This window comes from Nonomuraea terrae, assembly GCF_044465245.1.
In the GTDB taxonomy this organism is placed as follows: domain Bacteria; phylum Actinomycetota; class Actinomycetes; order Streptosporangiales; family Streptosporangiaceae; genus Nonomuraea; species Nonomuraea terrae.
In genome coordinates this window covers 1-23,788 of sequence record NZ_JBITLL010000005.1, presented here as the reverse complement: position 1 = coordinate 23,788, position 23,788 = coordinate 1, and the positions used below count along the sequence as shown (strand labels likewise).

Below are 23,788 nucleotides of genomic sequence, written 5' to 3'. Positions count from 1 at the left end.
GTCCTCACGTCCCCATTCCGGTCTCGGCGGTCACGCCCGCCCGCCGCTGGTAGGACCTGACCAGCTCGGGCAGGTCGGGGCCGCGCGGGCGCCGGCCCGGCCTGATGTCGGCGGCCAGGGCCTTGACCTCCTGGATGTGCGAGTTCGGATCCAGCGAGATCGACGCCAGCTCGTTGGCCGCGTCGCCCCTGGCCATGCCGTTGGGTCCGTAGTGGAACGGCAGCCCGATCTGGTGCAGGACGCGTCCGTTCAGGTGCAGCGACGGCATCCGGTCGGTCACCATGACCCGCGCCTCGATCGCGTTGCGCGCGGTGATGATCGTCGCCCATTCGCCGTGCACGAGCCCCCGCTCGGCGGCCAGCTCCGGAGACACCTCGCAGAACATCTCCGGCTGCAGCTCCGACAGGTACGGCGTGAACCGGCTCATCCCGCCCGCCGTGAAGTGCTCGGTCAGCCGGTAGGTCGTGACCACGTACGGGTAGACCGTCGAGCCGGGCTCGTCGCCGCTGGGCTGGTAGCGGTTGTGCTCGTGCTCGTAGACCTTGCGCGACGGGTTGCGCTGGTGGCCGTAGAGCGGGTTGGCCACCGGCGAGTCCTGCGGCTCGTAGTGCGTCGGCAGCGGCCCGTCCACCACCCCGGCGGGCGCGAACAACCAGCCCTTGCCGTCGGCCTGCATGATGAACGGATCGATGCCCGACAGCGCCTCGGGCCCCTGCGCCTCCGGCGGCGGCCGGTAGCCGGGGCTCTTGCCCTCCTCGAAGTCGGGCACGTCGTGGCCGGTCCACCGGCCGGCGGCCTCGTCCCACCAGACGAGCCGCTTGCGCTCGCTCCACGGGCTGCCGTCGGGCCGGGCCGAGGCCCGGTTGTACAGGATGCGCCGGTTGGCGGGCCAGGCCCACGCCCACTCGGCGGCGATCCAGTCCTGCTCGGTGTGCGGCTTGCGGCGGGCGGCCTGGTTGACGCCGTCGGCGTACACGCCGCAGTAGATCCAGCAGCCGCAGCGGGTGGAGCCGTCGTCCTTGAGCGCGTGGTAGCCCGGCAGCGGCCGCCCCTGCTCGTCCCAGCCGTTGATCTCGGCCAGCACGGCCTCCGCCGACGGCTCGGCGCTCTCGCCGGTCACCGGGTAGTCCCAGGTGAGGTTGAGCACCGGCGCGTCCATCGGGTCCTGAGAGCCGGCCAGCTTCTCGCGGATGATGCGGCCGAGGTGGTACATGAACCACAGGTCGCTGCGCGCGTCGCCCTGCGGCTCGACCGCCTGGTGGTGCCACTGCAGCCACCGGTTGGTGTTGGTGAAGCTGCCGCTCTTCTCGGTGTGCGAGGCCGCGGGGAAGAAGAACACCTCCGTGCCGATGTCGGCCGTCTTCAGCTCGCCCGTCTCGATCTCCGGGCCGTCCTTCCACCAGGTCGCGCTCTCGATGAGGTTGAAGTCGCGCACCACCAGCCACTCCAGGTTGGCCATGCCCAGGCGCTGCATCTTGGCGTTGGCCGAGCCCACCGCCGGGTTCTCGCCCAGCAGGATGAAGCCCTTGCAGACGCCCTTCAACTGCTCCAGCACGGTGTCGTACGTGCTGTGCGAGCCGGTCAGCCGGGGCAGCCAGCCGAAGCGGTAGTCGTTGTCCGGCTGGGCCGCATCGCCCCACCACGCCTTCAGCAGGCTGATCAGGTAGGCGGGCATGTTGGCCCAGAAGCCCTTGCGCGGCGCGTCGGCCTGCATGAACTCGTGCAGCCCCTCGTGCTCGTGCGCGTACGGCATCGGGATGTAACCCGGCAGCAGGTTGAACAGCGTCGGGATGTCGCTCGATCCCTGGATGCTGGCGTGACCGCGCAGCGCCTGGATGCCGCCGCCGGGGCGGCCGATGTTGCCCAGCAGCAGCTGCAGGATGCTGGCCGCGCGGATGAACTGCGAGCCGTCGCTGTGCTGGGTCCAGCCGACCGCGTAGACGAACTCGGAGGTCTTGTCGGGCCCCGAGTTCTCCGTCAGGTGGCGGCAGACCTGCTCGAACAGGTGCTGCGGCACCCCGCACACCCGCTCCACCATCTCCGGTGTGTAGCGGGCGAAGTGGCGGCGAAGGATCTGCATGACGCAGCGCGGGTGGCGCAGCGTCTCGTCGCGCTGCGGGACGCCCTCCATCGGGGCGCCGGCGCTGCCGTGCGTCTCGGGACGGCCCGGCGGGACGTGGCCCGCGCGCTCGTCGTACTCCTGGTCGCGCTGGCCGGAGGCGGGCACCGCCTCCATCCCGACGTACTGCCAGGAGTGCGTGTCGTACTCTCGGGTGCCGGGGTCGAAGCCGGAGAAGACGCCGTCCAGGTCCTCGGCGTCACGGTAGTCCTCGCGCAGGATCGTGGCGGCGTTGGTGTAGTTGAGCACGTACTCGCGGAAGTACAGCTCGTTCTCCAGGACGTAATTGATGATCCCGCCGACGAAGGCGACGTCGGCGCCGGCCCGGATGGGCACGTGCAGGTCGGCGAGCGCGCTCGTGCGGGTGAAGCGCGGGTCGACGTGGATGATGACCGCGCCGCGCGCCTTGGCCTCCATCACCCACTGGAAGCCCACCGGGTGCGCCTCGGCGAAGTTCGAGCCCTGGATGATCACGCAGTCGGAGTGCTGCAGGTCCTGCATGAACGTGGTCGCCCCGCCCCGCCCGAACGACGTGCCGAGGCCCACCACGGTCGAGCTGTGGCAGACGCGGGCCTGGTTCTCGATCTGCACCACGCCGAGCGACGTCAGCAGCTTCTTGATGAGGTAGTTCTCCTCGTTGTCCAGCGTGGCGCCGCCGAGGCTCGCGATCCCCATCGTGCGGTTGGTCCGCAGGCCGTCCTTCTCCTGCTCCCAGGTCTCGCGGCGGGTGGCGATGATCCGGTCGGCCACCATGTGCATGGCCCGGTCGAGCTCGATCTCCTGCCAGTCGGACCCGCCCGGCGGCCGGTAGAGCGCCTTGTGCTTGCGGCCGGAGCCGGTGGTGAGCTGGAGGCTCGCCGCGCCCTTGGGGCACAGCCGGCCCCGGCTGACCGGCGAATCGGGGTCGCCCTCGATCTGGACGACCCGGTCGTTCCGTACGTAAACGTTCTGCGCGCAGCCCACCGCGCAGTACGGGCAGATCGACTTGACCACCCGGTCGGCGGTCTCCGTACGGGCTCTCAGTGACGCGGTCCTGGCCGACTTCGCCGCTTCGCCCCGTGCCGTACGGTCCTTACCGGTCAGCTGCCGCAACAACGGCCACGCGAAATCCATGACACCCCCCGATGCCCCATGGCACGAGTCCTGCCCGGCAGGTACGAGGGGAAAACCGGTCAGACGGGGTCAGAACACGCGGGAAGCCGCGTCGTCCCACGCGCCGGGATCACCGGACGGCTCGTAGCGGCGCAGCGGCTGCGTGGCGGCCACCAGCGCCCGCATCTCCGCCAGATCCGAGACCAGCCCGGCCGCGCGCGCCTGCACCAGCACGTTGCCGAGCGCGGTCGCCTCCGCGGGGCCCGCCACCACCGGCAGGCCGCAGGCGTCGGCGGTCAGCCGGCACAGCAGCTCGTTGCGTGAGCCGCCGCCGACCAGGTGGACCACCTCCACCTTGCGGCCCGACAGCTCCATCGCCTGCCGCACGGCCCGCCGGTGCCCGAGCGCCAGGCTCTCCAGCACGCACCGCACGTACGCGGCGGGGGACGCCGGCGGGCGCTGACCGGTGCGGCGGCACTCGGCGGCGATCCTGGCCGGCATGTCGCCCGGCGGCAGGAACACGGGCTCGTCGGGGTTGACCACAGCGGCGAACGGCCGCTCCCGCTCCGCGGCGGCCAGCAGTTCGCCCAGGTCGGAGCTGGGCCAGGCGCGCAGGCACTCCTGCAGCAGCCACAACCCCATCACGTTGCGCAGATAGCGGACGGTGCCGTCGATGCCCGCCTCGTTGGTGAAGTTCGCGGCCCGGCTCTCGGGGGTCAGCACCGGCTCCGGCAGCTCGACCCCCGCCAGCGACCAGGTGCCGCACGAGATGTAGGCGAAGGAGGAGCCCGTGGCGGGCACGGCGGCCACCGCCGAGGCCGTGTCGTGCGAGCCCACCGCCCGCACGGGCGCCGACCAGCCGATCTCCGCCGCCACGTGGCGCCGCATGCCGCCGACCGCCTCACCCGGCTGCCGCAGCGACGGGAAGATCCCGGACGGCAGGCCCAGCCGCTCGATCAGCGGTAACGCCCACGACCGGGTGCGCACGTCGAGCAGGCCCGTGGTCGAGGCGTTGGTCACCTCGGCGCCCAGCTCGCCGGTCAGCCAGTAGCCGATCAGGTCGGGGATCAGCACCATCGCGGCCGCCCCGTCGAGCCTGTCGGCCAGCAGCTGGTAGACGGTGTTGAACGGCAGCACCTGCAGGCCGGAGACGTCGTACAGGGTCTCGGCGCCGACCGTCGCGGCCACCTGCTCGGCCACGCCGCGGGTGCGGTCGTCGCGGTAGTGCACCGGGTTGCCCAGCAGCGCGCCGCTCTCGTCGAGCAGCCCGTAGTCGACCGCCCACGAGTCGACGCCGACGGAGGAGACGGGCCCCGCGGCGCGCAGGCCGGCCAGGATCTCGCGGTAGAGGCCGAGGACGTCCCAGTAGAGGCGGTCGGCCGCGCGTACCGGCCCGTTGGGGAAGCGGTGGACCTCGGTCAGCGTCAGCCCGTCGGACAGGTCGGCCAGCATGACGCGGCCGCTGGAGGCGCCCAGGTCGACGGCGGCGAAACGACTGCTCATTGGGTGGACTCCCTGGCGACGAGCTCCGGCTGGAACATGATGTGCTGGTGCGCGTGCGTGTCGGGATTGTCGCACTCGTCCAGCAGAAGTTCGGTGGCGATGCGCCCGAGCTGGTAGGTCGGCTGGCGCATCGAGCTGAGCGACACCGCCGAGGCGGCGGCGAAGTCGATGTCGTCGTAGCCCATCAGCGCCACGTCGTCGGGCACCCGCACCCCCGAGCGCAGCAGCGCGCGCAGCACGCCGAGCGCCAGCAGGTCGTTGGCGCAGAAGACGGCCTCGGGCAGGCCGTCCGCGACCAGGTCGGCGGCGGCCTTCTCGCCCGCCCTGGCGGTCATCGTCGCGGTCTCGACCACCTTGAGGTCCTCCGGGGCGAGCCCGGCGGCCCGCATCGCGACCTTGGCGCCCTCGCGCCGCTCCACGCACTGCCGGATCGTCAGCGGGCCCGTCACGTACGCGAGGCTGCGCGCGCCCTTGGCCAGCAGGTGGGCGACGGCCGCCCGGCCGCCCGCGACGTCGTCCACCGCGACCGCGCACTGGTCGGGCCGGTGGGCCGGATGGTCGACCAGCACCACGCTGATGCCGTGCTCGCGCAGCCGGTCGATCCGGGACGGGTCCTCGCCGGAGGGCGTGATCAGCACGCCGCGCACGCGATGCTCGGCCAGCACCCGCAGGTTGCGGTCCTCCTTGTCGGGCGAGCCCGCCGAGTTGCCCAGGATCACGGCGTAGCCCAGCTCGCTGACGACGTCCTCGACCCCGGCGGCGACCTCGGTGAAGAACGGGTTGCCGATGTCGATCACGCTCAGGCCGATCGTCCTGCTGTGGCCGGCACGCAGCGTGGAGGCCGAGCCGTGACGGACGAAGCCCATCTCGTCGATGGCCGCCTCCACGCGCTCCCGCGTCGCGGGAGCGACCTTGTCCGGCCGGTTCAGTACGTTGGAGACCGTGCCGGGGGAGACGCCGGCGCGGGCGGCGACGTCCTTGATGCTGACCATGGCCATGAAGACCCATTAAAACGTAACAACGAATGCCGCGCCAGCTGTGCGTCCGGATCGCGGTCAGCGCGGGGACGGCCCTGGAAACCCGCACGTGAGCGCTCCTGCGTCGCTGAGGAACGTTTTAATCCGGTTTCGCGCCGATCATCGCTCCGGCGTGCGGGTGAGTGCGTTAAAACGTGTCACCCGGTTCCGGCCTCCGGTCACGGCGTCAAGGGCGGGAAGCGCATTGACAGCGGGCACCGGTAATCATAGTTTCCTGCACGAGGATTAAAACGTTTTGACGAGGAGTGCCGTGCAACGCGTCTGCTTCCTGCTGAAAGTCCGCCCGGACCGGCTGGCGGAGTACCGCGAACGCCACCGGGACGTCTGGCCCGAGATGCGAGAGGCGCTGTCGCGCACCGGCTGGCACAACTACTCGCTCTTCCTCAGGGACGACGGCCTGCTCGTGGGCTACCTGGAGACCGAGGACTTCGAGGCCGCGAAGAAGGCGATGGCCGAGACCGACGTCAACGCCCGCTGGCAGGCCCACATGGCGCCGTTCTTCGAGGGCATCGACGGGCGCCCCGACGAGAACAAGGTCCCGCTCGAAGAAATCTTCCACCTGGACTGATCGGGGAGTGATGACTGACATCAAGGCCGCGCTGCGCGCGCAGCGCATCGAGACGCCGTCCTGGGCGTACGGCAACAGCGGCACGAGGTTCAAGGTGTTCGCGCAGAAGGGCGTGCCGAGGGACCCGTACGAGAAGCTGGCCGACGCCGCCCAGGTGCACGCCCACACCGGGATCGCCCCCACGGTGGCCCTGCACATCCCGTGGGACAAGGTGGACGACTACGCCGACCTGGCCCGGCACGCCCGTGACCTGGGCGTCGGCATCGGAGCGATCAACTCCAACGTCTTCCAGGACGACGACTACATGCTCGGCAGCGTCACCCATCCGTCGGCGGGGGTGCGCAGGAAGGCCACCGACCACCTGCTGGAGTGCGTGGACATCATGGACGCCACCGGCTCCGACACGCTCAAGCTGTGGTTCTCCGACGGGCTCAACTATCCCGGCCAGGACGACCTCCGCGCCCGCCAGGACCGCCTGGCCGAGGCTCTGGCGGAGGTCTACGGCCGGCTCGGCGAGGGCCAGCGTTTCCTGCTGGAGTACAAGCTGTTCGAGCCCGCCTTCTACGCCACCGACGTGCCCGACTGGGGCACCGCGTACGCCCACTGCGTCAAGCTCGGCCCCAAGGCGCAGGTCGTCGTCGACACCGGCCACCACGCGCCGGGCACCAACATCGAGTTCATCGTGGCGTTCCTGCTGCGCGAGGGGAAGCTCGGCGGCTTCGACTTCAACTCCCGCTTCTACGCCGACGACGACCTCATGGTGGGCGCGGCCGATCCGTTCCAGCTGTTCCGCATCATGTACGAGGTCGTGCGCGGCGGCGGTCTCGACCCTGAGACGGGCGTGGCGTTCATGCTCGACCAGTGCCACAACATCGAGCCCAAGATCCCGGGCCAGATCCGCTCGGTCATGAACGTGCAGGAGGCGACCGCCAAGGCGCTGCTCGTCGACCGCGAGGCGCTGGCCGCCGCGCAGTCCGAGGGCGACGTGCTCGGCGCGAACGCCGTCGTCATGGACGCCTACAACACCGACGTGCGGCCGCTGCTCGCCGAGCTGCGCGAGGAGATGGGCCTCGCGCCCGACCCGATGGCCGCGTACGCCAAGTCCGGATATTTCGAGAAGATCGCCGCCGAACGCGTCGGCGGCACACAGGCCGGCTGGGGGGCCTAGCACCACCATGAACAATCCAGTGAAGGAACTGCTCGACCGCTCCCACCGCCTGGGCGCCGACCCGCGCAACACCAACTTCGCGGGCGGCAACACCTCGGCCAAGGGCGCCGCCACCGACCCGGTCACCGGCGAGGACGTGGAGCTGCTCTGGGTCAAGGGCTCGGGCGGCGACCTCGGCACCCTGAAGGAGACGGGCCTCGCCGTCCTGCGCCTCGACCGGCTGCGCGCCCTCAAGGGCGTCTACCCGGGCGTGGCGCGCGAGGACGAGATGGTGGCGGCTTTCGACTACTGCCTGCACGGCAGGGGCGGGGCCGCGCCGTCGATCGACACCGCCATGCACGGCCTGGTCGAGGCCCCGCACGTCGACCACCTGCACCCCGACGCCGGCATCGCCCTGGCCACCGCGGCCGACGGCGAGGAGCTGACCCGCCGGGTCTTCGGCGACCGGGTCGTGTGGGTGCCGTGGCGGCGGCCGGGCTTCCAGCTCGGCCTGGACATCGCCGCCATCAAGGACGCCAACCCGCAGGCCATCGGCTGCGTCCTCGGCGGCCACGGCATCACCGCGTGGGGCTCGACGTCGGAGGAGTGCGAGGCCCGCTCGCTGGAGATCATCCGCACCGCGGAGGCGTATCTGGCCGAGCACGGCCGCCCCGACCCGTTCGGGCCGGTGGTGTACGAGACGCTGCCCGCGGCCGAGCGGCACGAGCGCGCCGCCGCGCTGTTCCCGATCGTCCGGGGCCTGGCCTCGGCAGACGTGCGCGTGGTCGGCCACTACACCGACACGCCCGAGGTGCTCGACTTCCTCGCGCGCGCCGAGCACCCGAGGCTGGCGGCGCTGGGCACGTCCTGCCCCGATCACTTCCTGCGCACGAAGGTGGCGCCGCTGGTGCTCGACCTGCCGCCCGATGCGCCGCTGGAGCGGGCCGCCGACCGGCTGCGTGAGCTGCACGCCGCCTACCGCGCCGAGTACACCGCCTACTACGAGCGGCACGCCACCCCCGACTCGCCTCCCATGCGCGGCGCGGATCCGGCGATCGTGCTGGTGCCGGGCGTCGGCATGTTCTCCTTCGGCAAGGACAAGCAGACCGCGCGGGTGGCCGGCGAGTTCTACGTCAACGCGATCAACGTCATGCGCGGCGCCGAGTCCGTCTCCACCTACGCCCCCATCCCCGAGTCGGAGAAGTTCCGGATCGAGTACTGGGAGCTGGAGGAGGCCAAGCTCCGCCGCATGCCCAGGCCGAAGCCCCTGGCCACCAGGGTCGCGCTGGTGACCGGCGGCGGCTCGGGCATCGGCGCGGCGACCGCCCGCCGGCTGGCCGCCGAGGGCGCCTGCGTGATCGTGGCCGACCGCGACCTCGGCGCGGCCGAGAAGGTGGCCGCGGAGATCGGCGTGGGCGCGTACCGCGTGTCGGACGTCGCGGTGGCCGTCGGCGCGGACGTCACCTCGGAGGAGCAGGTCGTCGCGGCCGTGCGCGCGGGTGTGCTGGCCTTCGGCGGGATCGACCTCGTCGTCAACAACGCCGGCCTGTCGCTGTCGCGCTCGCTGCTGGAGACCACGCTGGCCGACTGGGACCTGCAGCACGACGTCATGGCGCGCGGCTCGTTCCTGGTCTCCCGGGAGACCGCAAGGATCATGATCGACCAGGCCATGGGCGGCGACGTCGTCTACATCTCCTCGAAGAACTCCGTCTTCGCCGGCCCGAACAACGTCGCCTACGGCGCCGCCAAGGCCGACCAGGCCCACCAGGTACGCCTCCTCGCGGCCGAGCTGGGCGCCCACGGCATCCGCGTCAACGGCATCAACCCTGACGGCGTCGTGCGCGGCTCCGGCATCTTCGCCTCGGGCTGGGGCGCCAACCGGGCCAAGGTATACGGGGTGGAGGAGGAGCGGCTCGGCGAGTTCTACGCCCAGCGCACCCTGCTCAAGCGCGAGGTCCTGCCCGAGCACGTGGCCGCGGCCGTCTTCGCCCTCACCGGCGGCGACCTCGCCCAGACCACCGGCCTGCACATCCCGGTGGACGCCGGCGTCGCAGCCGCCTTCCTGCGCTGACCCGGCACGCCTTCCACGGGCCGCCGTGACCCCGTCACGGCGGCCCGTGGCATGTGTTGCCTCACTCACAAGAAGGTGTGGCGTCGTGTGCAGCGGATATGAAACCCCTCATGTGCCCGCCGCCTCCCCTCGCTTCCTGCCCGGGGGTGACCTGACCACGGCTTGCATATTCATCCTGCACAGTGCATCATCTTAAGAAGCAAGCAAGGTCATAAGTAGATATGCATAATCATGCAGGAGGGCCGATGAGGGCAGCCATCGCGGGAGCCAGCGGCTACGCGGGAGGTGAGCTGCTCCGCCTCCTGCTCGGCCATCCCGAGCTCGAGATCGGCGCGCTGACCGCCGCGTCCAGCGCCGGCGGACTTCTCGGCGCCCACCAGCCGCACCTGCCGCAGCTCGCCCACCGCGTCATCCAGGAGACCTCCGCCGACACGCTCGCCGGCCACGACGTCGTCTTCCTGGCCCTGCCGCACGGCCACTCGGCCGCCGTCGCCGCGCAGCTCGGCGAGGAGACGATCGTGGTCGACTGCGGCGCCGACCACCGGCTCGCCGACCCGGCCGCCTGGCAGGAGTTCTACGGCGGCGAGCACGCCGGCACCTGGCCGTACGGGCTGCCCGAGCTGCCCGGTCAGCGTGACGTACTGAGCAAGGCCACCCGCATCGCCGTCCCCGGCTGTTACCCGACGTCCGTCCTGCTGGCGCTGTTCCCGGCGTTCGCCGCGGGCCTGGTCGAGCCCGACGTGGTCGTGGTCGCCGCCAGCGGCACCAGCGGGGCCGGCAAGTCGCTCAAGCCCAACCTGCTCGGCAGCGAGGTCATGGGCTCGGTGAGCGCCTACTCCGCGGGCGGCGTCCACCGGCACACCCCCGAGATGGAGCAGGGCCTGACCGCCGTCGCGGGCGCCCCCGTCCGGGTGTCGTTCACGCCGACGCTGGCTCCCATGAGCCGCGGCATCCTGGCCACCTGCACCGCCCCCGCCGCGCCCGGCGTCACCAAGGAGTCGCTGCGCTCGGCGTACGAGGCCGCGGTCAAGGGCGAGCCGTTCCTCCGGCTGCTGCCCGAGGGCGTCTGGCCGGCCACCTCCATGACCTACGGCGCCAACACCGCCGCCCTGCAGGTGGCGCTCGACGAGCGCGCGGGCCGGGTGATCGCCGTCATCGCCATCGACAACCTCACCAAGGGCACGGCCGGGGGCGCGATCCAGAGCGTCAACCTCGCCCTCGGCCTGCCGGAAGAGCTCGGCCTTCCCCTGACAGGAGTCGCCCCATGAGCGTTACCGCCCCTCTAGGTTTCCGGGCCGCGGGCGTGGCCGCCGGCATCAAGGCCGGCGGCTCCCGTGACCTGGCCCTCGTCGTCAACGACGGGCCGAGCCGCGCCGCCGCGGGCGTCTTCACCGCCAACCGCGTCAAGGCCGCCCCCGTGCTGTGGTCGCAGCAGGTCCTGTCCGGCGGACGGCTGCGGGCGGTGGTGCTCAACTCCGGCGGCGCCAACGCCTGCACCGGCCCCGAGGGCTTCCAGGACACCCACGCCACCGCCGAGAAGGTCGCCGAGGCGCTGGAGGACTCCGCGGGCGAGATCGCCGTCTGCTCCACCGGCCTCATCGGCGAGCGGCTGCCGATGGACGCGCTGCTGTCCGGTGTCGAGACCGCCGCGGGCCAGCTCTCCCGCGACGGCGGCCTGGCGGCGGCCGACGCGATCCGCACCACCGACACCGTCTCCAAGATCTCCTTCAAGCGGGCGGCCGGCTACATGGTGGGCGGCATGGCCAAGGGCGCCGGCATGCTCGCCCCCGCGCTGGCCACCATGCTCTGCGTCATCACCACCGACGCCGACCTGACCAGTGACGAGCTCGACACCGTGCTGCGCCGGGCCACCTCCACGACGTTCGACCGGCTCGACACCGACGGCTGCATGTCCACCAACGACACCGTGCTGCTGCTGGCCAGCGGCGCCTCCGGGGTCAGGCCCGACCTGGCGGAGTTCGAGCAGAAGGTCACCGAGGTCTGCGCCGACCTGGCCAGGCAGCTCCTCGTCGACGCCGAGGGCGCCACCAAGGCCATCGCCATCGAGGTCGTCGGCGCCGCCTCCGAGGACGACGCGGTCAAGGTCGGCCGCGTGGTCGCCCGTTCCAACCTGCTCAAGTGCGCCATCCACGGCGAAGACCCCAACTGGGGCCGCGTGCTGGCCGCCGTCGGCACCACCGACGCGGTGTTCGAGCCCGACCGGCTCAACGTCGCCATCAACGGCATCTGGATCTGCCGCGGCGGCGCGGTCGGCGACGACCGCTCCAAGGTCGACATGCGCCCCCGCGACGTGACCATCACCATCGACCTGTCGGCCGGCCCGCACACCGCGACGGTGCACACCACCGACCTGACGGCCGACTACGTCCACGAGAACTCGGCGTACTCGTCATGAGGGCCGCCACCGCGCAGTCGAAGGCCGAGACGCTCATCGAGGCGCTGCCCTGGCTGACCCGCTTCCACGGCGCCACCGTCGTCATCAAGTACGGCGGCAACGCCATGACCGACGAGGCGCTCAAGGAGGGCTTCGCCGAGGACGTCGTCTTCCTGCACCAGGTGGGTCTGCGCCCGGTCGTCGTGCACGGCGGCGGCCCGCAGATCAGCAGCGCCCTCGACCAGCTGGGCATCGAGTCCACGTTCACCGCCGGCCTGCGCGTCACCACGCCCGAGGCCATGCAGGTCGTCCGGATGGTCCTGGTCGGCCAGGTCGGCCGCGACATCGTGGGCCTGGTCAACCGGCACGGCCCGTTCGCCATCGGCATGTCCGGCGAGGACGCCCACCTGTTCACGGCCGTGCGCAAACACGCGATCGTCGACGGCGAGCCCGTCGACATCGGGCAGGTCGGCGAGATCATCAAGGTCGACGCGGGCGCCGTGCGCGCCCTCATCGACGACGGCCGCATCCCGGTCGTCTCCAGCGTGGCCAGGGGCGACGACGGCGAGATCTACAACGTCAACGCCGACACCGCCGCCGCCGCGCTCGCCGTCGAGCTCCAGGCCCAGAAGCTCATCGTCCTCACCGACGTCGAGGGCCTGTACGCCAACTGGCCCGACGACACCGACGTCATCGACTCGCTCACCGGCGACGAGCTCGAGGCGCTCATGCCCACCCTCTCCAGCGGCATGGTCCCGAAAATGGGGGCATGCCTGACGGCCGTCCAGGGCGGAGTGCCGCAGGCGCACGTCCTCGACGGCCGCGTGCCCCACTCCCTGCTGCTGGAGATCTTCACCAATGAAGGAATCGGAACGATGGTGATGCCCTGATGAGTCTGTACGACAGGTTCGAGCAGGCCTTCATGCCCAACTACGGCGTCCCGCCGATCGCGCTCGCGCGCGGCGAAGGAGCCCGCGTGTGGGACGTCGACGGCCGGCCCTACCTCGACTTCATCGCCGGCATCGCGACCAGCTCGCTCGGCCACGCCCACCCCGCCCTGGTGGAGGCCGTCTCGCGCCAGGTCGCCACCATCGCCCACACCAGCAACTTGTTCCTGCACGAGCCGGAGGTACTGCTCGCCGAGCGCCTGCTCGACCTGCTGAACGCCCCCGCCCGGGTGTTCTTCGCCAACTCCGGCACCGAGGCCAACGAGGCCGCCTACAAGCTGGCCCTCAAGTACGGCCGGCGCGAGGGCCGCTCGTTCTTCGTGGCCGCCGAGAACGGCTTCCACGGCCGCACGATCGGCGCCCTGTCCCTGACCGGCAAACCGTCGATCCGCGACCAGTTCGGCCCGTTCCCGGTCGACGTGCGCTTCGTCCCCTACGGTGACGCCGCCGCGCTCAAGGAGGCCGTCACCGGCGACTGCATCGCGGTCTTCCTGGAGCCCACGCAGGGCGAGGCCGGCGTGGTGCCGCCGCCCGAGGGCTACTTCGAGGCCGCCCGCGAGATCTGCGACTCGACCGGCGCGCTGCTGGTGGCCGACGAGATCCAGTCCGCGATCGGCCGTACCGGCCACTGGTTCGCCCACCAGGCCGAGGGCGTCACCCCCGACATCCTCACCCTGGCCAAGGGCCTGGGCGGCGGGATGCCGATCGGCGCCTGTGTCGGGTTCGGCGACGCGGGCAGACTGTTCGACAAGGGCGACCACGGATCGACGTTCGGCGGCAACCCGGTCTCGTGCGCCGCGGCCCTGGCCGTGCTCGACAACGTCGACCTCGACCACGTCAAGACGGTGGCCGCGCGGCTGCGCACCGGCCTGGAGTCCGTCGCCCACCCGCTGCTGAAGGGCGTGCGCGGGCGCGGCCTGTGGCTCGCCGCGGTGCTGGCCGAGCCTCGCTCGGCCGACCTGCAGCGGGCCGCCGCCGAGGCCGGTTTCCTGGTCAACGCCCTGCAGCCGGACGCGGTCCGCATCGCGCCCCCGCTGGTGGTGACGGCGGAGGAGATCGACGCCCTCGTCGCCGCCTTCCCCGCGATCCTCCAGGAGGCGGCCAAGTGAACCCCAGGCACTTCCTGCGCGACGACGACCTCACCCCCGGCGAGCAGGCGGAGGTGCTGGAGCTGGCCGCCGCGATGAAGAAGGACCGGTTCGGCTACCGGCCCTTCGAGGGCCCCCAGACGGTCGCCGTGCTGTTCGACAAGCCGTCGGCCCGCACGCGCGTGTCCTTCCACACCGGCATCGGCGAGCTCGGCGGCCTGCCGCTGGTCGTCGACAACGTCTCGGCGCTCATGGGCCGCGGCGAGCCGCCCGCCGACCTCGCCCGGGTGCTGGGGCGGCAGGTCGCCGCCATCGTCTGGCGCACCACCGGCCAGCACCTCATCGAGGAGATGGCCGCCCACTCGCGGGTGCCCGTGGTCAACGCGCTCACCGACGACTTCCACCCGTGCCAGATCCTCGCCGACCTGCAGACGGTCCACGAGCAGCTCGGCCGCACCGCCGGAGTCACCTTCACGTACGTGGGCGACGGCGCCAACAACATGGCCCACTCCTACCTGCTCGGCGGCGCCACGGCCGGCATGCACGTCCGCATCGCCGCTCCGGCCGGCTACCAGCCCGACGCGGTCATCCTCGACCAGGCCGCCGCCATCGCCGCGCGGACGGGCGGCTCGGTGATCGCTCTGTCCGACCCGGCCGCCGCCGTCGAGGGCGCCCACGTGGTCGCCACCGACACCTGGGTCTCGATGGGCCAGGACGGCAAGGAGGAACGGGTCAAGGCGCTCATGCCGTACCAGGTGAACGCCGAGCTGCTGGAGCAGGCCGCCTCCGACGCGATCGTGCTGCACTGCCTGCCCGCCTACCGCGGCTACGAGATCACCGAGGACGTCCTCGAAGGCCCGCGGAGCGTCGTGTGGGACCAGGCGGAGAACCGCCTGCACGCCCAGAAGGCGCTGCTGCACTGGCTGGTGCAGCGACGATGACCATCCCGATGACCAAGGCGGCGCGGCAGGCGAAGATCACCGAGCTGCTCATGCGGCAGGCCGTGCGCTCCCAGCCGGAGCTGGCCAAGCTGCTCGCCGAGAGCGGGGTCGAGGTCACCCAGGCCACGCTCTCGCGCGACCTCGACGAGCTCGGCGCGCTCAAGCTGCGCGCCGACGACGGCTCCCTGGTGTACGCGCTGCCGGGGGAGGGCGGGGGCCGCATCCCGCTCACCCGGGTGGGCACCGGCGAGTCCCCCGACGCGCGGCTGCACCGCATCGCGGAGGAACTGCTGGTCGGGGCCGAGGCGTCGGCCAACCTGGTCATCGTGCGGACGCCCCCGGGGGCGGCCCAGTTCCTGGCCTCCGCCATCGACCACGCCGACTGGCACTCCATCCTCGGCACGGTGGCGGGCGACGACACGATCCTGGTCATCAGCCGCGACCCGAGCGGCGGCCAGGCGCTCGCCGAGGCGCTGCTGCGGGCTGCCGACCGACGAAGCACCACCTGATATTTCAGGAGAAGAAGGAAATGCCGGACAGAGTAGTACTCGCGTATTCCGGCGGCCTCGACACCTCGGTCGCCATCCCGTACCTCGCCGAGAAGATGGACGCCGAGGTCATCGCCGTCGCGCTCGACCTCGGCCAGGGCGGCGAGGACATGGAGGACATCCGCAAACGCGCCCTCGACTGCGGCGCCGCCGAGTCGGTCGTGGTGGACGCCAGGGAGGAGTTCGCCGCCGACTTCTGCGTGCCAGCCCTGCGGGCCAACGCCCTCTACATGGACCGCTACCCGCTCGTCTCGTCGCTGTCGCGCCCGCTCATCGTCAAGCACCTGGTGGCCGCGGCCCGGCGGCTCGGCGGCACGATCGTCGCCCACGGCTGCACCGGCAAGGGCAACGACCAGGTCCGCTTCGAGGCGGGCCTGTCCGCCCTGGCCCCCGAGCTCCGGGTCGTCGCGCCCGCCCGCGACTTCGCCTGGACACGCGACAAGGCCATCGAGTACGCCGAGGCCAGGGGCCTGCCCATCGAGACGTCGAAGAAGAACCCGTTCTCCATCGACCAGAACCTCTGGGGCCGCGCCATCGAGACCGGCTTCCTCGAGGACATCTGGAACGGCCCCAGCGAGGACGTCTACGCCTACACCGCCGACCCGGCCACGCCGCGCGAGCCCGACGAGGTCGTGATCACGTTCGACGAGGGCGTCCCGGTGGCCGTCGACGGCCGCGCGCTGACACCGTACGAGGTGGTCGACGAGCTCAACAGACGCGCGGGAGCCCAGGGCGTCGGCCGCGTCGACCTGGTCGAGGACCGCCTGGTGGGCATCAAGTCGCGCGAGGTCTACGAGGCGCCCGGCGCCATGACGCTCATCGCCGCCCACATGGAGCTGGAGAACGTCACGGTCGAACGCGACCTGGCCCGCCACAAGCGAGGCGTGGACCAGCGCTGGGGCGAGCTGGTCTACGATGGCCTGTGGTTCTCGCCGCTCAGGAGGGCGCTCGACGCGTTCATCGCCGAGGCGCAGCGGCGCGTCAGCGGCGACATCAGGATGACGTTGCACGGCGGCAGGGCGGTCGTGACCGGCCGCCGCTCCGGCGACTCCCTGTACGACCACTCGCTGGCGACGTACGACACGGGCGACGCCTTCGACCAGTCGCAGGCCAAGGGGTTCGTGGAGCTCTTCTCCCTGCCCGCTAAGATCGCCGCCGCGCGAGACGCCAAGAAGGACTGACGTGCACTATGGTCGCGGTGGACGAGAAGGAGAACACGGTGAGTGATGGCAAGCCGATGCGGCTGTGGGGCGGGCGCTTCGAAGGAGGCCCGTCCGACGCGCTGACCCGGCTGTCGGTGAGCGTGCATTTCGACTGGCGGCTGGTGCCGTACGACCTGGCGGCGTCCAGGGCGCACGCCCGCGTGCTGCACAGGGCGGGGCTGCTGAGCGACGACGAGCTCGAGCGCATGATCGGCGCGCTCGACGACCTGGAGCAGGCGTGCAAGGCGGGTGAGTTCCGGCCGACCGTGGCCGACGAGGACGTGCACACCGCGCTGGAGCGCGGCCTGCTGGAGCGGCTCGGCTCGCTCGGCGGCAAGCTGCGCGCCGGCCGCTCGCGCAACGACCAGATCGCCACCGACCTGCGCCTCTACCTCCGCGACCACGCCCGCACGATCGTCTCGCGCCTGGTCGAGCTGGAGACGGCGCTGATGGCCCAGGCCGAGCAGCACGCCGAGACGGCCGCGCCCGGCATGACCCACCTGCAGCACGCGCAGCCGGTCTCCTTCGGCCACCAGCTGCTGGCCCACGTGCACGCCTTCGCCCGCGACATCGACCGCCTCATCGACTGGGACAAGCGCGCCGCGGTCTCGCCGCTCGGCTCAGGCGCGCTGGCCGGCTCGTCGCTGCCGCTCGACCCGCAGGCCGTGGCCGCCGAGCTCGGCTTCTCCGCCGCCGCCCCCAACTCGATGGACGCCGTCGCCGAGCGCGACTTCGCCGCCGAGTTCCTCTTCGACGCGGCCATGATCGGCGTCCACCTGTCGCGGCTGGGCGAGGAGATCGTCCTGTGGGCCTCGCAGGAGTTCCGCTGGATCGAGATGGACGACGCCTACTCCACCGGCTCGTCGATCATGCCCCAGAAGAAGAACCCCGACGTCGCCGAGCTGGCCCGCGGCAAGTCCGGCCGCCTCATCGGAAACCTGATGTCGCTGCTGACGACGCTCAAGGGCCTGCCGCTGACCTACAACCGCGACCTGCAGGAGGACAAGGAGCCCGTCTTCGACTCCGTCGACACGCTCCTGCTGGTCCTGCCCGCGATGGCCGGCCTGATCGCCACCATGCGGGTCAACACCGCCCGCCTGGAGGCCTCAGCCCCCGACGGGTTCGCCCTGGCCACCGACCTGGCCGAGCTGCTGGTGCGGCGCGGGGTGCCCTTCCGCGAGGCGCACGAGGCCGTGGGCCACCTCGTGGTGTGGTGCCAGGTCAACGACAAGGACCTCGGCGAGCTCACCGACGACGAGCTGGCCAAGGTGTCGCCGCACCTGACGCCCGACGTCCGCGACGTGCTCAACGTGCCGGGCGCCCTGGCCGCGCGCAAGGCCTACGGCGGCACCGCCCCCGACCGGGTCCGCGACCAGCTCGTCGCGCTCGGCGAGGCGGTCGACGCGCAGGCGGCATGGGCGGCGGGCAGCTGAGCTCCGCCCCGCTGCCGCGGAGCTTCTTCGAACGGCCGTCCCACGAGGTGGCGCCCGACCTGCTCGGGCGCGTCCTCGTGCACGGTCCCGTCGCCGTGCGCCTGACCGAGGTCGAGGCGTACGGCGGCCCAGGCGAGGACCCCGCGGCCCACACCTACCGCGGCAAGACGCCGCGCAACGCCGTCATGTTCGGACCCCCGGGCCACCTGTACGTGTACTTCACCTACGGCATGCACTTCTGCGCCAACCTCGTGTGCCTGCCCGAGGGCTTCGGCTCCGCGGTGCTGCTGCGGGCCGGTGAGGTGGTGGCCGGGCTGGAGGAGGCCCGCGCCCGCCGCTCGTCCGCCCGCCGCGTCCCCGACCGCGACCTGGCCCGCGGCCCCGCCCGCCTGACCATGGCCTTGGGCCTCGCCCGCGAGCACAACGGCCTCGACGCCGTACGCGAGGGCCTGGCCGCCGGGCAGCCGCATCAGGCCGCCGCCGTGCTGGAGGGCCTTCCCGCCGGCCCCGAGCTGATCAGGTCAGGTCCGCGCACCGGCATCTCGACGGCCAAGGAGACCCCCTGGCGGTTCTGGGTCGACGGCGACCCGACCGTCTCGCCGTACCGCGCTCACGTGCCGCGCCGCCGCAACGCGGCCGCCACCTCCGTCGGCGAGGTGCCCAGCTCGTGAGGGCTGAAGATGTGCAGGTTGTCGCCGGTGTCGATCTCCAGCATCTCGCTGCGCAGCCCCCAGCGCCTGCGTACGTCGACCTTGATGTCCCAGATCGCCTCCCACGGCACGTGCCGCTTGCCGGCGAACCCGTGCACGACCGTGATGCCGCTCTCGTCGGCGCTCAGCCGTACGGGCACCAGCAGATCGCGCAGCGCCATCGCGCCCAGCAGCACGGTCGCCGGCACGGCCAGGATCACGCCGCGCAGGTCGTCCTCGAACCACCAGAAAACGCCGAGCCCGGCGCACACCAGAGCCCCTAAGATCTTGAAAGCGGCCAGCTCTCGACGGACCCTCCACATGGCTGCACAGCGTATCCAAGTGGCGGGCATCCGCACGGATCGGGCAGGCTAAAGGCATCGTCATCCAACCCAGGAAGCCATCACCGTGACCGACATCATCGACGACCTCGCGTGGCGGGGCCTGATCGCACAGTCCACCGACCTCGACGCCCTGCGCTCGGCCATGGCCAAGGGTCCCATCACGGTGTATTCCGGCTTCGACCCGACGGCGGCGTCGCTGCACGTCGGCCACTTCGTGCCGCTGCTCACGCTGCGCCGGCTCCAGCTCGCCGGCCACCGCCCGATCGGCCTGGTCGGCGGTGCCACCGGCCTGATCGGTGACCCGAGCGGCCGCAACACCGAGCGTTCGCTGAACGCCACCGAAGTGGTCGAGGAGTGGGTCGAGCGGCTGCGCGGCCAGGTCGGCCGGTTCCTCGACTTCGACGCCCAGCCGAACGCCGCTCTCATGGTGAGCAACCTCGACTGGACGGGTCAGCTGAGCGCCATCGACTTCCTGCGCGACATCGGCAAGCACTTCCCGGTCAACCGCATGCTGGCCAGGGAGTCGGTCTCGGCGCGCCTGGCGGGCGAGGGCCTGAGCTACACCGAGTTCAGCTACCAGATCCTCCAGGCCAACGACTACCTGGAGCTCTACCGCCGCTACAACTGCACGCTGCAGGTCGGCGGCAGCGACCAGTGGGGCAACATCACCGCGGGCGCCGACCTCGTGCGCCGCGTCGAGGGCGGCCACGTGCACGCGCTGACCGTGCCGCTGATCACCAAGGCCGACGGCACCAAGTTCGGCAAGACCGCGGGCGGCGCCCTGTGGCTCGACCCGGAGATGACCTCCCCGTACGCCTTCTACCAGTACTTCCTCAACGCCGACGACCGCGACGTGATCCACTACCTCAAGGTGTTCACGTTCAAGAGCCGCGAGGAGATCGAGGAGCTGGAGAAGGCCGTGGCGGAGCGCCCGTTCGCCCGTGAGGCGCAGCGCGCGCTGGCGGAGGACCTGACCGAGCTGCTGCACGGCCCCGCCGAGCTGGCCGCGGTGGTGGCCGCGTCCAAGGCGCTGTTCGGACAGGGCGCGCTGGAGGAGCTGCCGGCCGCGACCCTGGCGGCGGCGCTGGCCGAGGTGCCCAAGGCCGTGGTGCCCGCGCTCGGCGCGCCGCTGATCGACCTGATGGCCGACAGCGGGCTGGTCGAGTCCAAGTCGGCCGCGCGCCGCGTGGTGAAGGAGGGCGGCGCGTACCTCAACAACGTCAAGATCACCGACGAGTCGTACGCGCCGACCGCCGACGACCTGCTGGCCGGGCGCTTCCTGGTGCTGCGCCGGGGCAAGAAGTCGATCGGCGGCGTCGAGGTCGGCTGACCTCTCTGATCACGACGGGCCTTCCCCTGGCGGGAAGGCCCGTTTCATGTGCGGGTGAACAGCGCGACCGTGAGCCCCGGCAGGTCGCCGGAGTGCTTGGCCAGGCTCAGCTCGTACCCGGCCTGCTCCACCTCATCGACCCGCGGCAGGCCGTCACCTTCCAGGCCCGACTGTTTCGTGCCGCGCCACACGACCCAGACCCGCTCACGACCGTCCAGCGCGGCCGAGACATCGGAGCGCTCGGGATAGCCGAACCCGTCGGGCTCCGGCGCGTCCCCGGTGCGCAGCACGTCCACGGGCATCAGCGAGTCGGCGTAGTAGTCGAAGCCGGTGCGCAGCTGGCTCTGGCCGTACACGATCGCGTCCTCCGGCTCTGCCTTGATCACGCGAAGCGCCCACGGGATGTTCTCGAACCGGCCGTTCTCCTCACGTATCTCGACGTGGTCAGGGAAGGCCAGCGCGCAGCCGAGCGCCACGACGGCGATCCCCGCCACCACGGAGAGCCTCGGCAGGCACGCCACCGCCAGCCCGGCCAGCAGCGCCAGCGCCGGTGCGGTCACGAACAGGTACCGGTCCACGTACACCGGCGTCACCAGGTGCGAGACCGCGAGCAGCAGCACCGGCGGGAGCACCAGCCACCCCGTCAGCACGAACGCCCACATCCCCGCGGCCGCCCGCTCGCGCCGCGCCGCCCACAGCAACGCCGCCCCCGCCAGCGCCATCGCGAACAGCAGGATCCCGAGGCTGGTGGTCCCCGCCGCCATCTTGGGGAACTTGAGCCACACCTCGGGCCCCCGCTGCGGGATCCAGCTGATCGCGTGCCGCTCGCCGTACCCGATCAGTCCCAGCACGGCCGCCGGCACGCACCCCGCGGCCAGCGCGGCGGCCATCCGTCCCAGCACATCTCTCCGCACGAGCAGGAGCTGGGCGGGCAGGACCAGCACCGCGAACAGGTGCGTGGAGCACACCAGCGCCACCGCCACCCCGTACGCCGCCCACCGCCGGCCGCAGGGCCGCTCGAGAGCCCGGTGCAGCGCCCAGAACGTGAACACCACCGCCGCGGCGGCGAACGCGTACGACCGGGCGAAAGCCCCGTAGTAGGACACCGAGGGCAGGATCGCGAAGATCGCGGCGGCGATCACGCCGGCTCGTGTGCTGTGCAGGCGCCGCCCGAGATCCGCCAGCAGCCAGGCCGCCACCCCGATGGCCACCGCGGACGGAAGCCGCAGCCACAGCTCCGCCGTGCCCGCCTTCACCCACAGGTGCATGAACAGGTAGTACGGCAGGAAATGCCCGTCGATGTGCCGCGCCAGCTCGAACATCCCCGACAACGACCTGGTCGCGGCGCTGATGGTGGCCAGTTCGTCGCCGTTGAGCGTCGCGCCGCCGTTGCCCGAGAACGCCGCGGCCCCGGCGAGCAACCCCATCCACCAGCGGGCGTAGGCACGCGGACGGGCGACGGCACGGGCCGGGGGAGCGAGAGTGGCGGCAGAGGTCACCGGGGCAGGATACGCAACATAGGGTCTTCAACATGGCGAATGTGATCGTGTTCGACCTTTACGGTGTTATCGCGCGGGTCCAGACGCCCGAGGCGCGGCAGCGGATCGTGGAGCTGGCGGGCGTGCCGGAGGAGCGGTTCTGGCAGGCGTACTGGGACTGCCGCCCGCCGTACGACGCCGGCCAGGACGGGCCCGCGTACTGGGCCGAGGTGGCCGCCCGGCTCGGCACGCGCTTCGCCGACGTGCCGGCGCTCATCACCGCCGACCTGGACAGCTGGTGCCACGTGGACCCCGCCATGGTGGAGGTCGTGCACGAGCTGGCCGACGCGGGACACCGGCTCGGTCTGCTGTCGAACATCATCGAGGACCTGGTGCCCGTCTGGGAGACGCGGCACGGAGACTGGCTGGGGCGCTTCGCGTCGCTCACGTACTCGTGCCGGATCGGGGTCGCGAAGCCGGAGCGGCGGGCGTACGAGATCTGCGCGGAACGCCTGGGCGTGAGCCCCGGGGACGTGCTGTTCTTCGACGACCGCGAGGCGAACGTGGTGGCGGCCAGGGAAGCGGGCATGGCGGCCGAGGTGTTCGAGTCACCCGAGCAGGTGCGCGCACGCGTCCTGCATTCACCGTTCGGTGTCTCCCGCTAGCACGAGCAACGCGGCCAGGGCGGCGTCCTTGTGATCACGCGTCCACGGCGACCCGGCCCGCGCACGCAGGCCGTCGACCCGCGCTGTGACATCGGCGCCCAGCACCCGGGCGGCGGTGTCGCGCACCTCCTTGAAGTCGTACCGGCTCACCGCCAGCCCTTCGCCGCGCGCCGCCTCCTGCAGCGCCTCGTGATAGAGCTCGCCCTCCGCCCCGTGCAGACAGTGATGCTTGGCCAGCACTTCGGCGAGATCACGGGGCAGCGCCATCCTGCCGGAGCCGACCGCGCCCAGGTCGAGCGCGACGCCGGCCACGTCGTGTCCCGCCTCCGTCAGCTCGTGGACCGCGGCGGAAAGGGCGTCCCGCGCCGCCGTACGGGCCGCCTCCTCCACCCGGGCGATCAGCTCCGCGGCCGCGTCGAGGTCGAGCCCGGCGGCGGCGTGGTACGGCTGTTCGGGCAGCGATGGGTCGTCGAGCAATGTCGCCCGCTCACGCAGCAGCAGGTCAGGGGCGCCGGCTCCGCCTCCGATCGCCACCAGCACGGCCCACCCGCAGTGGTCTCTCACGCCGAGCGCGGTCGTCGCCACACCGGCTCACCTCCCATGCTCCTCACTCACGTTCTGCACTCCCGCTCGCGGCTCCGGCAGTCAGACTTCGGCACCGCGGCCGTCCTACCGGCTACAGGCGTATGGCGCGCAGGTGACGCCGTTCTGACATCTCCGCGCGGGGCGATTTGACGTGTCGCGGATCGCGACCTAATCTTTCACTTCGCCCCGGGAGTGAGCCGGACGCCGATCAGGCGGACGGGCCCCAGGGCAAAGCCCTTTGACATGACGAGCCAATCCGGCGGAGTCGCTTCGGCGTGCTTTCGCAGGACCGTCTCCGGGCCTCCGTCGAACTCGCCGAATAATCGGTTGATTCGACACGGGCCGGGTGACACGGTAAGTTACGAGGGTTGCCCCGGAACGGGGCGAACAATCTTGGCGGATCTGATCGGCTCTCGGCAAATCTCCGGGTTTGACAGAGAATAGATGGATCTGATAAGGTTGCGGAGTACGAGATAGCGCCTCCGCGCCGGATCTTCTCGAAGGTTCAGCCGGAAGTACGCGTCCGTTTCTTGAGAACTCAACAGTGTGTTAAAAGCCAGTGCATGATTTTCATGCAACACCTCGTCAAAGAGATTGTTTGACGGT

General features: G+C 71.5%; 20 protein-coding genes. 14 read left to right on the top strand and 6 right to left on the bottom strand.

The window, feature by feature from the left end; genetic code table 11:
* Nucleotides 1–4 precede the first annotated feature (4 nt).
* From fdh to ACIBP6_RS23780, 3 genes are all read right to left on the bottom strand, one after another.
* A complete protein-coding gene (fdh, locus tag ACIBP6_RS23790; RefSeq protein WP_397055431.1) occupies nucleotides 5–3,232 on the bottom strand; it encodes a formate dehydrogenase in 3,228 nt (1,075 codons plus the stop codon).
* Between the two features lie 69 nt (nucleotides 3,233–3,301).
* Nucleotides 3,302–4,714 (bottom strand): rhamnulokinase family protein, encoded by a 1,413-nt coding sequence (locus tag ACIBP6_RS23785; RefSeq protein ID WP_397055429.1) that lies wholly within the window; start codon nucleotides 4,712–4,714, stop codon nucleotides 3,302–3,304.
* Complete coding sequence (locus ACIBP6_RS23780; protein ID WP_397055428.1) at nucleotides 4,711–5,712, bottom strand: LacI family DNA-binding transcriptional regulator; 1,002 nt, start codon at nucleotides 5,710–5,712, stop codon at nucleotides 4,711–4,713. The genes ACIBP6_RS23785 and ACIBP6_RS23780 overlap by 4 nt, the downstream gene beginning before the upstream one ends.
* 289 nt (nucleotides 5,713–6,001) lie before the next feature.
* On the opposite strand from ACIBP6_RS23780, the gene ACIBP6_RS23775 reads away from it, so the two are divergent.
* The 12 genes from ACIBP6_RS23775 to ACIBP6_RS23720 all read left to right on the top strand — a co-directional run bounded on the left by ACIBP6_RS23775 (nucleotide 6,002) and on the right by ACIBP6_RS23720 (nucleotide 18,762).
* Nucleotides 6,002–6,319, top strand: coding sequence for an L-rhamnose mutarotase (locus ACIBP6_RS23775; protein WP_132612643.1), 318 nt, complete (start codon nucleotides 6,002–6,004; stop codon nucleotides 6,317–6,319).
* Nucleotides 6,320–6,329: 10 nt separating this feature from the next.
* Nucleotides 6,330–7,487 (top strand): L-rhamnose isomerase, encoded by a 1,158-nt coding sequence (gene rhaI, locus ACIBP6_RS23770; RefSeq protein WP_397055426.1) that lies wholly within the window; start codon nucleotides 6,330–6,332, stop codon nucleotides 7,485–7,487.
* Between the two features lie 7 nt (nucleotides 7,488–7,494).
* Nucleotides 7,495–9,537 (top strand): bifunctional aldolase/short-chain dehydrogenase, encoded by a 2,043-nt coding sequence (locus tag ACIBP6_RS23765; protein ID WP_397055424.1) that lies wholly within the window; start codon nucleotides 7,495–7,497, stop codon nucleotides 9,535–9,537.
* 245 nt (nucleotides 9,538–9,782) lie between these two features.
* On the top strand, nucleotides 9,783–10,805 hold the full coding sequence (argC, locus tag ACIBP6_RS23760; protein WP_397055422.1) for an N-acetyl-gamma-glutamyl-phosphate reductase: 1,023 nt from the start codon (nucleotides 9,783–9,785) through the stop codon (nucleotides 10,803–10,805).
* On the top strand, nucleotides 10,802–11,953 hold the full coding sequence (gene argJ, locus ACIBP6_RS23755; RefSeq protein WP_397055420.1) for a bifunctional glutamate N-acetyltransferase/amino-acid acetyltransferase ArgJ: 1,152 nt from the start codon (nucleotides 10,802–10,804) through the stop codon (nucleotides 11,951–11,953). The genes argC and argJ overlap by 4 nt, the downstream gene beginning before the upstream one ends.
* Nucleotides 11,950–12,822 (top strand): acetylglutamate kinase, encoded by an 873-nt coding sequence (gene argB, locus ACIBP6_RS23750; protein ID WP_397055418.1) that lies wholly within the window; start codon nucleotides 11,950–11,952, stop codon nucleotides 12,820–12,822. The genes argJ and argB overlap by 4 nt, the downstream gene beginning before the upstream one ends.
* The gene (locus ACIBP6_RS23745; RefSeq protein ID WP_397055416.1) at nucleotides 12,822–13,988 is read left to right on the top strand and encodes an acetylornithine transaminase; all 1,167 of its coding nucleotides are present in this window, start codon (nucleotides 12,822–12,824) and stop codon (nucleotides 13,986–13,988) included. The genes argB and ACIBP6_RS23745 overlap by 1 nt, the downstream gene beginning before the upstream one ends.
* A complete protein-coding gene (gene argF, locus ACIBP6_RS23740) occupies nucleotides 13,985–14,908 on the top strand; it encodes an ornithine carbamoyltransferase (protein ID WP_397055414.1) in 924 nt (307 codons plus the stop codon). Before ACIBP6_RS23745 ends, argF begins: the two co-directional genes overlap by 4 nt.
* Nucleotides 14,905–15,417 (top strand): arginine repressor, encoded by a 513-nt coding sequence (locus ACIBP6_RS23735; RefSeq protein WP_132612627.1) that lies wholly within the window; start codon nucleotides 14,905–14,907, stop codon nucleotides 15,415–15,417. The genes argF and ACIBP6_RS23735 overlap by 4 nt, the downstream gene beginning before the upstream one ends.
* A gap of 20 nt (nucleotides 15,418–15,437) precedes the next feature.
* Complete coding sequence (locus tag ACIBP6_RS23730) at nucleotides 15,438–16,637, top strand: argininosuccinate synthase (RefSeq protein WP_397055412.1); 1,200 nt, start codon at nucleotides 15,438–15,440, stop codon at nucleotides 16,635–16,637.
* A gap of 8 nt (nucleotides 16,638–16,645) precedes the next feature.
* Nucleotides 16,646–18,091: an argininosuccinate lyase gene (gene argH / locus ACIBP6_RS23725; RefSeq protein ID WP_397055410.1), complete on the top strand. Its 1,446-nt coding sequence runs from the start codon at nucleotides 16,646–16,648 to the stop codon at nucleotides 18,089–18,091.
* Nucleotides 18,073–18,762, top strand: a complete 690-nt coding sequence (locus tag ACIBP6_RS23720) for a DNA-3-methyladenine glycosylase (RefSeq protein WP_397055408.1) — start codon at nucleotides 18,073–18,075, stop codon at nucleotides 18,760–18,762. The genes argH and ACIBP6_RS23720 overlap by 19 nt, the downstream gene beginning before the upstream one ends.
* On the opposite strand, the gene ACIBP6_RS23715 is transcribed toward ACIBP6_RS23720, so the two are convergent.
* Nucleotides 18,702–19,103, bottom strand: a complete 402-nt coding sequence (locus tag ACIBP6_RS23715) for a PH domain-containing protein (protein ID WP_132612619.1) — start codon at nucleotides 19,101–19,103, stop codon at nucleotides 18,702–18,704. The genes ACIBP6_RS23720 and ACIBP6_RS23715 overlap by 61 nt on opposite strands.
* Nucleotides 19,104–19,188: 85 nt before the next feature.
* On the opposite strand from ACIBP6_RS23715, the gene tyrS reads away from it, so the two are divergent.
* Entirely contained in the window at nucleotides 19,189–20,454 is a 1,266-nt protein-coding gene (tyrS, locus tag ACIBP6_RS23710) for a tyrosine--tRNA ligase (RefSeq protein WP_132612617.1), read from the top strand.
* Between the two features lie 44 nt (nucleotides 20,455–20,498).
* On the opposite strand, the gene ACIBP6_RS23705 is transcribed toward tyrS, so the two are convergent.
* Nucleotides 20,499–21,953: a glycosyltransferase family 39 protein gene (locus ACIBP6_RS23705; RefSeq protein WP_397055406.1), complete on the bottom strand. Its 1,455-nt coding sequence runs from the start codon at nucleotides 21,951–21,953 to the stop codon at nucleotides 20,499–20,501.
* 32 nt (nucleotides 21,954–21,985) lie between these two features.
* On the opposite strand from ACIBP6_RS23705, the gene ACIBP6_RS23700 reads away from it, so the two are divergent.
* The gene (locus ACIBP6_RS23700; protein WP_397055404.1) at nucleotides 21,986–22,597 is read left to right on the top strand and encodes an HAD family hydrolase; all 612 of its coding nucleotides are present in this window, start codon (nucleotides 21,986–21,988) and stop codon (nucleotides 22,595–22,597) included.
* Here ACIBP6_RS23700 and ACIBP6_RS23695 read toward each other — a convergent pair.
* A complete protein-coding gene (locus ACIBP6_RS23695; protein WP_397055402.1) occupies nucleotides 22,574–23,182 on the bottom strand; it encodes a hypothetical protein in 609 nt (202 codons plus the stop codon). The two genes, ACIBP6_RS23700 and ACIBP6_RS23695, sit on opposite strands and share 24 nt — an antisense overlap.
* Between the last annotated feature and the right edge of the window lie 606 nt (nucleotides 23,183–23,788).

Coding starts and splice junctions, on each gene's coding strand:
- fdh (WP_397055431.1), bottom strand. CDS start 3,232: ATGGATTTCGCGTGGCCGTTGTTGCGGCAGCTGACCGGTAAGGACCGT.
- ACIBP6_RS23785 (WP_397055429.1), bottom strand. CDS start 4,714: ATGAGCAGTCGTTTCGCCGCCGTCGACCTGGGCGCCTCCAGCGGCCGC.
- ACIBP6_RS23780 (WP_397055428.1), bottom strand. CDS start 5,712: ATGGCCATGGTCAGCATCAAGGACGTCGCCGCCCGCGCCGGCGTCTCC.
- rhaI (WP_397055426.1), top strand. CDS start 6,330: ATGACTGACATCAAGGCCGCGCTGCGCGCGCAGCGCATCGAGACGCCG.
- ACIBP6_RS23765 (WP_397055424.1), top strand. CDS start 7,495: ATGAACAATCCAGTGAAGGAACTGCTCGACCGCTCCCACCGCCTGGGC.
- argC (WP_397055422.1), top strand. CDS start 9,783: ATGAGGGCAGCCATCGCGGGAGCCAGCGGCTACGCGGGAGGTGAGCTG.
- argJ (WP_397055420.1), top strand. CDS start 10,802: ATGAGCGTTACCGCCCCTCTAGGTTTCCGGGCCGCGGGCGTGGCCGCC.
- argB (WP_397055418.1), top strand. CDS start 11,950: ATGAGGGCCGCCACCGCGCAGTCGAAGGCCGAGACGCTCATCGAGGCG.
- ACIBP6_RS23745 (WP_397055416.1), top strand. CDS start 12,822: ATGAGTCTGTACGACAGGTTCGAGCAGGCCTTCATGCCCAACTACGGC.
- ACIBP6_RS23735 (WP_132612627.1), top strand. CDS start 14,905: ATGACCATCCCGATGACCAAGGCGGCGCGGCAGGCGAAGATCACCGAG.
- ACIBP6_RS23730 (WP_397055412.1), top strand. CDS start 15,438: ATGCCGGACAGAGTAGTACTCGCGTATTCCGGCGGCCTCGACACCTCG.
- argH (WP_397055410.1), top strand. CDS start 16,646: ATGGTCGCGGTGGACGAGAAGGAGAACACGGTGAGTGATGGCAAGCCG.
- ACIBP6_RS23720 (WP_397055408.1), top strand. CDS start 18,073: ATGGGCGGCGGGCAGCTGAGCTCCGCCCCGCTGCCGCGGAGCTTCTTC.
- ACIBP6_RS23715 (WP_132612619.1), bottom strand. CDS start 19,103: ATGTGGAGGGTCCGTCGAGAGCTGGCCGCTTTCAAGATCTTAGGGGCT.
- ACIBP6_RS23700 (WP_397055404.1), top strand. CDS start 21,986: ATGGCGAATGTGATCGTGTTCGACCTTTACGGTGTTATCGCGCGGGTC.